This is a genomic window from Psychroserpens sp. S379A, from assembly GCF_049800755.1.
Lineage (GTDB): Bacteria > Bacteroidota > Bacteroidia > Flavobacteriales > Flavobacteriaceae > Psychroserpens.
In genome coordinates this window covers 632408-645359 of the sequence record NZ_JBNAFQ010000002.1, presented here as the reverse complement: position 1 = coordinate 645359, position 12952 = coordinate 632408, and the positions used below count along the sequence as shown (strand labels likewise).

Sequence of the window (12952 nt, the reverse complement as noted above, 5' to 3'; positions counted from 1 at the left end):
TAACATTTTGTTAATAAAAGTAACACCTTAAACCGCTCATTTATAACTATTTTTGCATAAATTTGTAAGCTTGCTTTTATGGCAATTAATTTTGATTTTCCCTATGAATAAAAATTATGCTTTAATCATAATCACTTTTTTGTGTGGTATATTCTTTTCTTATGGTCAAGGTTCTGAATCTTTTTCTAATTTCAATGCCTCTACCGCAACATATGTTAATGGCTCATACACTGGTGATAATGGTATAACTTGGGTTTATGATGGTTCTAGAAGAGTTGATGCAAATTACAATATTACTGGAAGATCTCTTGGTTTTGGATCTACTTCTGCAGGAACTAGAAATGTAACTGCTACAAGCGACGCTAATGGTGTTGGTGATCTCACCTATAGTGTTAGGTCTTATTTTACTGGTGGCAATGCCTCAAATAGAAGCATAGAGGTATATGTAAATGGTAGCCTATATGATTCTTATACTCTTGCGGCAATGGCTACGGTTTATACGAGAACGGTTACTGTAAATGAAATAGGTGCAGTTTCTATTGAATTTAGATCTGTAGGTTCTAGACAACTAGTTTTAGATGATGTTTCTTGGACGGCAGGTCCATCTCCAACTGCAACACAAGTAGAATTTGTTTCAACCTCTTCAACACTTGATGAAGACGGTCTTTTTATAGATGTATGCGTGTCTATAGTAAACCCTGATCCAATTGCTACTACTGTTGATCTCACATTAGATCCATCTAGTACTGCAATTAATGGAACCGATTATGATGATGGTGCAGGTACACCCATGGCTATTTCTTTTCCACAAACATTAACTTTTCCATCAAATAATGGGGCTAATCAATGCATCACTGTTTTTATCTCTAATGATGACCTTATCTATGAAGGAGATGAAACTGTTATCTTAAATTTATCCAATCCAACAGGTGGAAACGCAAGTATCTTAGGAGGAAACACGCAACACATTCTTACAATTGCAGATGATGAAACTCCTGTAATAGCAGATGTCATTATTACTGAAATTATGTATAACTCTCCAGGTACAGATGATGAATGGATTGAAATTTGTAACACCACAGCAATTGATCAGATTTTAAACGATTACTCTATTGAAGTTAATGGAACAAATGAATTTACTTTCCCCTCAACTGGTTCTATAATTGCCGCTGGAGATTGTATCACGATTGCGTTAGGAGATAGTGGTGATGCCACGTTTAATCCTGGTTGTCCTTTTACTCCAGATTATTCTAATGGAAGCGGAACGAATACTCTTTCTAACAGTCCTCCTTTACCTGGTTGGGATATTGAATTAATTGCTTCAGACAATTCAACTACAGTTGATATTGTAAATTATAATGACGATTTAGGTCCAGCTGGTGATGGTGGAGGTAGTTCTATTCATGTTACCGATGATTCTCTTGACAACTCAGATTCAGATACAAATTGGCAACATGTTATCGATGGAGGTAGTCCTGGAATTAATAGTTTGATTTCACAATGTTCATCTTTAGAACCAGATATTAATGTTGAAGGCGATATTAACACATTCCCTAATATTCCTGATGGAGATACGACTCCAAGTAATTTTGATGAAACTATATTTGATGATTCTAATCTTATTGTTGGAGCTCCAATGAATACTGAAACCAACTCTTTTAGAATACAGAATATTGGAACAGCAAATTTAATAGTAACAAATGTTGAAATTATTGGTACTCATGCTGGAAACTTTTCAATAACACTACCGTCAAGCCTACCTATTACAATTGAAGACATTAGCACATCGACCAATATAGAAGTTTTTGATATTACATTTACACCTACGTTTGCAGGAAACCATAATGCTACAGTTAGAATTACAAGTAATGATCCAGATGCTGAAAACATATACACTTATGATATTCTTGGTATTGGTATTTGTAATACAGCAACCAATACAGTAACTCCACTAAGTGGTCCAGACAATACAGTAGTTACTATTTCTGGTAGTGACTTAGATGGTTCTACATTTGTTGAGTTTGCTGGCTCACCAATAACACACACACCTATTTCGGCCACAGAAATTGAAATTACAATTCCAGACAACTCTATCTCTGGTGCTATAGTTGTGACTAATAACATAGGATGCCAAACTACAGATAACTTTACTGTAATTGACAATGTTATTAGTTCATGTCAAGGAACCTCAGGTTTATCTCCTAGCGATTTATTCATATCTGAAGTTACTGATGCACCTTCTGGTTCTCATACATACATAGAAATTTTTAATGGAACTGGAGCTCCTGTTAATCTAGCTGATTATGAAATTAGAATTCACAATAACGGTTCCAATAATGCTGGTGGCGACATAGCCGATTTAGATGCTTCAGTAACAATGCCTCATAACTCAACCTATGTCATTGGCATTGGTGGCTCTGATGCAACAGATCCTGAAGGAGGATTTACCGCAGATGAATTCTTTTCAATAAGTGGTATAAACAACAATGACAACATTAGACTTTACACTGATGATGGCTCAACGGAAACCTGGATTGATGTTTGGGGCGACCTTACTGGAACAGTATTTACTGCTGCCTCTAGTGGCTATACTTATAGACGAAAAAACATAGGCATTACTGTGCCAAGAACCGATGGTTGGAATGGACCTCAACCAGCCGATGATATGATAAATGATTGGGATCCCTATACACCTATTAATTATGGTGATATTGGCAACTATGATTTTTCTACTGGAACACCTCCAATAATTACTGACGAGCCTGACGCTATGCCTTCTTCATGTGATACAAGTGCTACTTTTACAGTTGTTGCAAACGAAGGATTTTCAGGAGGTTTACCTTTAGCTTACCAATGGTTTGTTTCTGTTCCAGGTATTGATGGTTGGTCTCCATTATCTAATAATGCTACTTATAGTGGAGTTAATAATGCTACACTTAACATTTCAAATACTGTTGGTCTTTATAACTATCAATATTATTGTCAAGTTAGAGAAAACCTAAATACTTGTTTTACTGCAAGTCAAGCTGTGAGAGTTACTACACGTGCTACAATTTGGGAGTCTCCTGGCACTTGGAGTAATGGTGCTCCTGATATTAATACAATTACAACTATAGATTTTAATTACGATACTGCAACTCAAGGTAGTTTTAGTTCTTGTAGTCTCTCTATTAATACTGGTAACACTTTAAATATTAGAAATGGGTATTATGTTGAAATAGATACCGATTTAACTATAGATGGAACTTTAGATATTGAAACTGAAGGATCTTTGGTAATGATTGACAATTCTGGTACAGTGATTAATAATGGTACAACAAATGTTCATAAAACCACTACAGATATGGAGACCTATGATTATACGTATTGGTCTTCTCCTATAGATTACTCAAGTTCAGGAACTACTGCTCAAACGGTTTTAAATGGATTTCGTCCAGGTAGAATTTTTAGTTTCAATACATCACAATTTTCAGATGTACAAGACTCTAATGGAAGTCCTGGTGCAGATGGATTTGATGATAATCAAGATGCGTGGACTCATAATTATTCGGTTATGAACCAAGGTATTGGTTATGCTGCAATGACCAATGGTACAGGTGTGCATCAACGCTCTATAACGTTTAGCGGCTTATTGAACAATGGTATTATTTCTGTTGGCGTAGCCTTAAGCGCAAATGGTGCCGATACCAATGACGACTGGAATCTTTTAGGTAATCCTTATCCTTCAGCAATTTTTGTAGATGACTTTATAGCTCATAATACGAATTTAAGTGGTACTGTGTATTTATGGACTCACGAAGACGACATTTCCATTTCTAATCCTGGACCTGATGCTTACAATTTTAATTCTAACGATTATGCTATGTATAATAGCGTTGGAGGTATTGGAACAGCTTCTACTGGTACAGTAACAAGTAATGTTCCTACTGGTTATATTGCTTCTGGACAAGGCTTTTTTATTGATGCCATTTCTGCTGGCACTATCGAGTTTACCAACAATATGCGTGACATCACCTATAACAATAATGACTTTTTTAGAAATTCGCAGTCAAATTCACTGGCTAATGAAAAAGATAGAATGTGGCTTAATTTGACCAATAGCGATGGTGCATTTAGTCAAATATTAGTTGGTTATATGGATGATGGAACTTTAGGAAAAGATAGACTTTATGATGGCATTCGTTTTGAAGGATCTAATTATATAGATTTTTATTCTAAAGACGAAACCGTCCACAATAAATATGGTATTCAAGGACGACCTCCTTTTACCATAGAAGATCGAATTCCTTTAGGTTATGACTCTAGCATTTTAGGAGAATTAACTATATCGTTATATAGAACTGAAGGAATTTTAAATACTGTAACTGTATACCTTAAAGACAATCTGTTGAACACCATACATGATTTAACAACTTCTAATTATACATTTACAACAGAAGATGGGAGTTTTAACAATCGTTTTGAAATTGTGTATCAAACAGAAGCTTTATCTATTAATGATGACGAAATTGATTCTAACCAGTTATCTATTGTAGAATTACAAAATGGAACTGTGAAATTTTCAGTTGACAAACAGAATTTAACAATCGACACGATTGAAATTATTGACCTTTTAGGACGAACATTATACAAGCTTAAAGGACATCATTCAACTGAAACATTTGAATTACATAATTTAAGCCAATCAGCTTATATTGCAAAGGTTGGTTTATCTAACGGACAAACGATTATTAAACGAGCCGTAAAACAAAACTAATATCAGTTTAATTCTAAACTAAAGAAAAGGCCTCAAGTATTTATATGAGGTCTTTTTTTATTACAAACTATATTTTAAAGACGCTATAAAGTTTCTACCAGGTGAAGCAATTCCAGAAGAATACGTTAAATACCTTTGGTCTGTTATGTTTTCTAAAGCTGCAGTAATTGACACAGCATCAGTTAATTGATATTGTGTTCTCAAATTTAAAGTATACCATGAAGGTGAATACGGATTACCATTAGCATCTAGTGCATAGATATAATCTTTAGATTGTTCTGAAGGTGCTAATTGATCAAAAGATAATTCGTTATTATATTCAGCAAAAGCATCTATTTCTAACTTATCAAAATTCAAGACAAGATGCGTATTCCCAAAATTAGGAGCAACATGTCTTATAGGAAGCTCTACTCCACTATCTTCTTGAGTACCACCAATGACATTGTATTGAGAATTAAATCTAACATTTTTAGAAATATTAAATCGTATTCCAGCTTCAAACCCATAAATACGTTCTTTAGATGCATTTTGAATGGCTTGAACATTGCTTAACTCTCCATCATATTCGATTTGAGAATCTCCATTGATTTTATAGTCACCACGTATTAAAGCATTATCTAAAAAGGTGTAATATGTAGTCAAATCAACAATACAGACATCACTAAAATTAAGCTTAAGCCCTAATTCTACACCATAAGCATACTCTGCTTCTAGGTTTTCATTTGGCACCACAACTGAACCTGGTTCAGAATCAAAAACCTTACCAATATCATCAATGTTTGGCGCTCTAAATGCTGTTGATGCATTTAACTTCCATTGAATCATTTTGCTTGGAATCCAACTAATTCCAGCTGTACCTGTTAAGGCTCCAGTATCAATTTTTGTATTATCAAAAGGAAGATTTAAAAATGCGTTGTTCTCTGTAAAATCAGCATGAGCAATCACATAATTATATCGCAAACCCGATTGAAAAACAAATTTAGGATTAGGTTTATACTTAAAACTAGCATAAGCAGCCATAGATTGCCAATCGGAATTATTAGGATATCTTGAAACTGCTAATGTAGATTCATCTGTAACAATGTTCTCAGTAAACCCTTTTGACTTCACTTTGTTATAAACATATTCTAAACCATAAAACAGCTCACTGTTTTTACCCAATTGCTTTTCAAAATCTACATTTAAAGAATAGGCGTTTACAGCTTCTTCTCGAACGCTTCTTAAATCTGATTGGAAATTACGATCAAATCTGCTTTCTTGAAAATTTTGGTAAGCTAATGTCGCTTGAATTTTATCATACAAATTAGAACTACTACTTAGTTTTGTGACTTGAAAATTACCCATAAACCAGCGTTGAGGCCCATAATCCCATTCAGCAGAACGCAACTCATCTCCTCTATATCTAATTAATCTATCATATCTTGGATATGATGATGTACTTGTATAATACAATCCTAAATCAAAACTTAAGTTCTCTTTGGGTTCATATTTAACTTTCTGTAAAAAATTTACTTGGTCATAACCTGTTGGTACTTGTAGTCTAGGATTACTATTGCTCACAATTACATCTTCTCCATCAATTCGCTCTACATATTCTGGCCTTAAATAATCGTTAGGACCATGTTTTCCCATTCTTAGATTGTCAAAATCGGTGTAACTAATACTACTTAAAAAAGCCCATTTTTTTAATCCGAAATTAAAATCTAAATGTCCTGTTTTTTCTTTGTTAGCAGTTGCATATCGCGTAACTGCATTAGCATTAAAATACAATGAATCTTTATATGATAGTTGTGGCTTTTGAGTATAAAAACTCATGACGCCTCCAATGGCATCACTACCATAAACAACTGAGCCTGCTCCTAAGGTAATTTCAGTATTTTGAATTGTAAATGGATCTATTGAAATTACATTTTGAAGATTTCCGCTTCTAAATATGGCATTATTCATTCTAACACCATCAACAGTAATTAAAAGTCTATTGGTAGAAAACCCTCTAATCATTGGACTTCCACCTCCAAGCTGACTTTTTTGAATATAGACATTTCCAGTAGCTTCTAATAAATCTGCACTAGTTTGAGGATTAGCAAATTGAATCTCTGCCGAACTAACATTGACTATTGTTTGAGGAATATCTCGTTTGCTTTGCTCAAATTTTGATGCCGAAACCACAACCTGATCTAAACCTTCAACATTAGGTTTTAAAAAAACCACATTTTTGTTATTGATTATCTCGTGCTTTTTTGTGGAATATTTTACATAAAGTATACTTTGAAAGTAAATGGTTTCATTAACATCAAATTGGTCTAGAGAAGCTTTACCATCAATATCTGTAATAACAGATTTATCTTTTTTTAAATTATAAATAGCAACTCCAGCTACTGGTATTTGAGTCTCTTGGTCAAGAACTTTAATATCTTGAGCCTTGACATTAAAAACAAAACATAAACAAATAACTATTGCCTTAATTAACTTCATAAAAAGTAAAAAATATATCTAATTGAATACTTGGTTAAATACTTGTAGAGATTGTGGTTTTTTAAAACTGCCCAAATGTAATTCAAAATATAACAATAACATGGTTAAAAATGATTGTCTTTGTTTTGAGCTAATCTTTATGTTTTTTAAGGCATCAAAATTTGTGCCTAACAATTGTTTTAGCAAGACTAAATTTTCGCCAGAAACTGAATATAAATTCGTTTTTTGAGTTTCGAACAATCCATTAGAAAGGTTAAAATATGGAGCAGAAATAGTAGAATCATCAGGATAAAATCCGAGATATTGCGTAATATTTAGTAAAAATAGTAGATGAAAATTTGAAAATTGGTCTTGAAGGTCTAACCATTTCAAAGTGGTTTCTAAATACTCATAAAGTTGAAGATTTTGTTCTTCTTCCTTTAAAACTGTAGATAAGATTTCAGCCAAAAACATCACAATTGAACTCTTATACACGTTAGAATGAAGACTTCTATATATATAATCTGTTTTTACTTCTTTAATATACTGAAGCGTTCTATTAGCTTTAAAATTTTCTTCAATTTGAAGTTGAGACAATAACTGAAAGTATACGGCTTTAGACTTTCCATTTTTTTGTTTTAATGCTCCAGGTATAACGTACGAAATCAATCCTTTTTGTTTCGTAAAACAAGTGACTATTAAGTCATTATCACGATACCTTACTTTAGAAATAACAATAGCTTTATTTTTATTGAGCATCGTTGATATATAAAGATTTTATCTTACAATAAGAAGCTTTAAAACTTTGGTTTCTTCAGGAGAATCTAAATCTGAAATAAAAATAAGATATACTCCTGTAGCCACAACATTGTTTGCTAAGTTTTTCCCATTCCAAATTGCAGTTCCTCCATCTATTGCAAAATTATAATTGGCTTTAGATGATCTTTGATTTACTTTAGATTGTGCTTCAGCAACTAAATTACCTTCAATATCAGTTATTTTAATATTTACATTCTCTGTTAAATTAGATATCTTAACTCCATTATTAATATCATTTAAATTATTAGATCCAAGAATATTATATTCTGGTCTAACAGGATTAGGATATACAAACGCATCGTCTAAAGTTTCTTCTGGTTTAGTTCCGCCAGACAAAAAGGAAAGCAATCCGCTAGATGTAGCAATATAAACTCGACCTGTAGCATCATCTATAGATACTTCGTTAATATTATTAGTTGGCAATGGAGAGTTGTCTTTAGTAAAATGAAAAATCGTTTCTTGTCCATCTGGTGAAAAGTAAAACAATCCTGAATCTGCAGTACCAACCCACTTGTTATTTGAACCATCTACAGCAATGGTCGTGACGAGTTGATTAAAAAGCAATTCTTTTGGTATTCCTTCCTCTAAAATTACAATATTATTGACTTCATGATCCGTAAAAAAGTTAGCTGGATTAAATAAAATTCTTAGTCCTTTTTCGGTTCCAATCCAAAGTTGACCGTTATTATCTATAGTTAAAGCCTTAACAAAAGGAGACGGAAAATTATCTGCTTCACCTGAAGCAAAATCTATTTGTTCTCCTCCATTTTCATTAAACCCAATAAGTCCGAAAGAAAATGTACCCGTAAATTTAGTGTTTTGATTATCAATAACTAAGGAAGAAAACCCTAAATTAGAATCTACTGGAGGCACAGGTATTATTGATGTAAAATCATAAGACGTCCATTGTCCATTTTCAAACTTGTTTAACGGCTCTACAGTACGGCAATTCATAGCCCAAAGCGCGCCATTTTGATCAAACTCTACTACTGTTGTTAAAATAGAGTTGCCTGAATAAGGAGTTATAGAACTATTATCTTGATTGTAAAGTGTAGTGGGTACATCGTTATTAAACTCTATTATTCCTGACCAATAAGAGCTTATAAACACCTGGTTTGGATTAAATGGGTTGACAGCGATATCAGACAAAAAGAATGGGTCATTAATAACAGATGCAATATCATCGAAATTGACGTTATTCCATTCATCGTCTTTAAAATGACTAACTCCAACTCTTTTTATTCCTCCACTAAAATTAAACGTTCTTGAATAGCCGCCAAAAACAGCCCAAATTTCATTTTCAGGTGTTTCAATTGAAAACACGTTATTACTTAATGGTCCATCTGGATGAACTTCTTCGAAGTTAAGAATATTATTATCTATTATTTTCAATACACCACGTCCTGGCTTCCCTTCATTTATTATTCCTTCTGTAGCAATAAAAACTTGATCTTGATTGTTAATCGTTCCTGCTGTAAAATTTACACCAAGTTCATCTGTGTTAACGATTGAAGAGACTAAATTAAACTCGTTATCGAAAACATAGTATTCATCCTTAGTTGTAACAACTAAATTTGAGCCTACTTTTCGATAATCTACTGGTACTAATGGAAACGTAAACAGTGAATTAAATGGTGCATTTAACACATCATAAACTTGCCTATTAAAACCAACAGCATAAATGTGATCTTCGATAGCATTAACTCCAACAAAATTACCTCCTCTAACAGTTTCCCATTGACTAAAATCGATTAAATTAGAATTTGATAAATCGGCTCTTTTTATACCATTTAAATCTCTACATGCAGCATAAATAAAATTTTCATAAACTGTAGTTTGTGTAACTCTTATTTGTGTACCTCCCGAACCAATAAAATAAGAATCTCCAAACTCTAATCGTTCTAAGTCATAAACCGATATTCCATAATCGGTAGAAATATAAAGCAACCCATTATGCTCATTAAAACTGTTAATGTTTTTCTTGTCTGGTGGAATGGTTACTTTATTCAAAATATCGATAACAGTAAGCACCTCATTATCATCAAATACGATATCTATAAGCCCAGTTGTATAACCAACAACCAATAGTTCGTTTGCTTCGCTGTAATGTATTCTAGAAATAACTCCGCCAGACAGTCCTTCAATTGTGCTAATTATTTCAATTTCGTTTGTATGATAATCGTATGTGAAAACTGCATTCTCTGAAGCTGCATACAATACATCCTCAGTTGAAGAAATATCAACTATATTTAAATAAGAAAAATGTCCTTTCCATAAATTGGAAAAGTCTTGTCCAAATATTGGCTTAGTAATTATTAAAAAAATAACAACGATTAATAGCCTGATATGGTTCATTAAAAAAGTGTTTTGTTATGACTTTACTATCAACCAAAAATAACATATTTTATTGTATATTCGGTTTTTGATTTAAATTAAGACATGTTATTTAGTAGCCCTATTTTTCTATTCTTATTTTTACCCATAACCCTATTATTATACTACATCATTCCAGAGAAATTTAAAAACATTTTTCTATTAATAATGAGTGTTTTGTTTTATGGTTGGGGTGAGTATGAGCTTGTCCTTTTAATATTATTATCTTCTATCGTAGATTTCTCTTGCGGACTAATAATTAAATATGGAAAAAGAAGACTTGGATTAGCACTTTCTGTTATTTTTAACTTAAGCATTTTAATCTATTTTAAATATGCTGATTTTGCATATACCAATTTTATAACATTAATGAGTCATTTTAATGTAAGTATTGAAAATGCCTCAAGGTTTTCTAGTGTCGTATTACCACTAGGAATTAGCTTCTACACATTTCAAACCATGTCATATACTATTGATGTTTATAGAGGTCAAGTAAAAGCGAGTACAAATTTCATCAATTTTGCTACTTACGTAACTTTATTTCCGCAGCTAGTGGCTGGCCCAATTGTAAGATATAAAGAAATTGAATCTGAGCTTAAAAATCGAAAATTAAGTGTCTCAAAATTTAGTGATGGTATACAACGCTTTATTATTGGACTAGCTAAAAAAATGATTATTGCCAATAACTGTGGTGTTCTAGCTGATGGCATTTTCAATATGCCGAATTCAGACATGTCAGCAGGTTTAGCTTGGCTAGGTATAATTGCCTATAGTTTTCAGATATATTTTGATTTTTCAGGATACTCAGATATGGCTATAGGAATAGGAAGAATGTTAGGTTTTAGTTTCCCTGAAAACTTTAACTTCCCTTACATTTCAAAATCTATTCGTGAATTTTGGAGAAGGTGGCATATAACTTTATCCACATGGTTTAGAGATTACCTTTATATTTCTCTTGGAGGCAATAAAAAAGGAGAGCTACAGACATATTTCAACTTATTTATAGTATTTGTTATAACTGGTTTATGGCATGGCGCAAATTGGACATTCATTATTTGGGGATTAATTCATGGACTATTCATCATTATTGAACGTTTAGGCTTTGACAAAGTATTGCTAAAATTACCAAAGTTTGTCAGTCATTTTTATTTGCTATTTATCGTATCTATATCTTGGGTTTTCTTTAGGAGTGACACTTTTTCAGAAGCCATGCTTTATTTAAAGAATATGTTTAGTTTTAGTATTCCAACTAACTTTGAATTTTTGCGTTTCTATTGTTCAAAAGAAACACTTATTGTGCTTCTTCTTGCTATTATTTTTTCTACACCAATTCATCAATATATAAAACCTTTTGCTCGTAACTTATTTAAAAATAAACACTCACTTTATACTACCTCAAAATATATTGGCATTTTAGTTTTGTTTATTATCTGTTGCATATACATCTCAATAGATTCATATAACCCATTTATTTATTTTAGATTTTGAATAATAGTAACAACATAAAGCTTTGGTTTGGGATTCTCTTTATGGTAATCTTAATTATTCCGAATGCGATGATGTTATCTGAAGACATTGATCAAAAATTTCCAGAATTAAGTTTTGAAACACCTGAAGCTTCTATTGAAAGCTTTGAAGATTACTACAGTAATAATTTTGGAACAAAACCTAAACTGGTAGACGCTTATCTCAATTTAAAATTGAATTATTTAGGTGATTCACCTTTACCCAACAAAGTACTTTTAGGCAAAGATGGTTGGTACTTTTTAGGTAATAACAGTCGAGATTTATTTGATGATAGCTCAGGAAATCACTCATTTTCAATTTCTGAATTAGAAGAGATAAAAAACGCCGTAGCATTCTTTCGAGACACTTTAAAATCCAAAGGAATTGAGTTTCACATTGTAGTTCCACCTAATAAGCATAGAGTCTATTCTGAAAAATTACCATATAACCTCAAACAAAAACCAACTCGATTACAAGAACTAAATACTTACTTAAAACAAAAAATCAATTTTGAAATTTTAGATTTAAGAGACACTTTGATTAATAATAAAGATAAAGAAATTCTATATTATAAAACCAATACTCATTGGAATGATTTGGGTGCTTATATTGCATATAGAAAAACCTTAAATAGCTTTAAGTTAAATATTCCTATAGACAGTCTCTCTAATTATAATTACGAACTGCAACCCATTGATAGAAGCGATATTACCGAAATGATTAATTTAGAATTTAAAGAAAAGGCAATGTTTTTGAAAAGAAAATCTGAAAGTAATATCGAAACAGTTTTTAGAAAACGTTTCAAACTGCATTTCAAAAATCCAAAAGGAGATAAAAAAATGATTCTGTATCACGATTCATTTGCATACCATTGGATTAAACATTTTAATGAAAGTTTTGCAGAAACTGTTTATTTGAGAGGTTACAAAATGAATTTAAAATATATTCTAAATCAAAAACCCGATGTAATAGTTATTGAAGTTGTTGAAAGAAATTTGGGACATATTCTATTACAATTAAAAGAAAGGTCTTCAAATTTTTGAA

Annotated in this window: 6 protein-coding genes; 3 read left to right on the top strand and 3 right to left on the bottom strand. The window is 32.1% G+C overall.

Features of this window, described 5'->3' with window-relative positions:
- The first annotated feature begins 103 nt into the window (after nt 1–103).
- Nucleotides 104–4756 (top strand): lamin tail domain-containing protein, encoded by a 4653-nt coding sequence (locus tag ACP15M_RS07650; protein WP_425076600.1) that lies wholly within the window; start codon nt 104–106, stop codon nt 4754–4756.
- A 60-nt stretch (nt 4757–4816) separates the two neighbouring features.
- Here the strand turns inward: ACP15M_RS07650 and ACP15M_RS07645 are convergent, their stop codons facing one another.
- From ACP15M_RS07645 to ACP15M_RS07635, 3 genes are read right to left on the bottom strand one after another with little or no spacing between them, the layout of a single operon-like run.
- Nucleotides 4817–7231, bottom strand: coding sequence for a TonB-dependent receptor (locus ACP15M_RS07645; RefSeq protein WP_425076599.1), 2415 nt, complete (start codon nt 7229–7231; stop codon nt 4817–4819).
- Nucleotides 7232–7249: 18 nt separating this feature from the next.
- The gene (gene recO, locus ACP15M_RS07640) at nt 7250–7969 is read right to left on the bottom strand and encodes a DNA repair protein RecO (RefSeq protein WP_425076598.1); all 720 of its coding nucleotides are present in this window, start codon (nt 7967–7969) and stop codon (nt 7250–7252) included.
- An 18-nt stretch (nt 7970–7987) separates the two neighbouring features.
- Complete coding sequence (locus ACP15M_RS07635; protein ID WP_425076597.1) at nt 7988–10384, bottom strand: two-component regulator propeller domain-containing protein; 2397 nt, start codon at nt 10382–10384, stop codon at nt 7988–7990.
- A 186-nt stretch (nt 10385–10570) separates the two neighbouring features.
- On the opposite strand from ACP15M_RS07635, the gene ACP15M_RS07630 reads away from it, so the two are divergent.
- Together ACP15M_RS07630 and ACP15M_RS07625 are read left to right on the top strand one after the other, a co-directional pair.
- Nucleotides 10571–11890, top strand: a complete 1320-nt coding sequence (locus tag ACP15M_RS07630; RefSeq protein ID WP_425076596.1) for an MBOAT family O-acyltransferase — start codon at nt 10571–10573, stop codon at nt 11888–11890.
- Nucleotides 11887–12951 (top strand): alginate O-acetyltransferase AlgX-related protein, encoded by a 1065-nt coding sequence (locus ACP15M_RS07625; protein WP_425076595.1) that lies wholly within the window; start codon nt 11887–11889, stop codon nt 12949–12951. The genes ACP15M_RS07630 and ACP15M_RS07625 overlap by 4 nt, the downstream gene beginning before the upstream one ends.
- The last annotated feature ends 1 nt before the right edge of the window (nt 12952 follow it).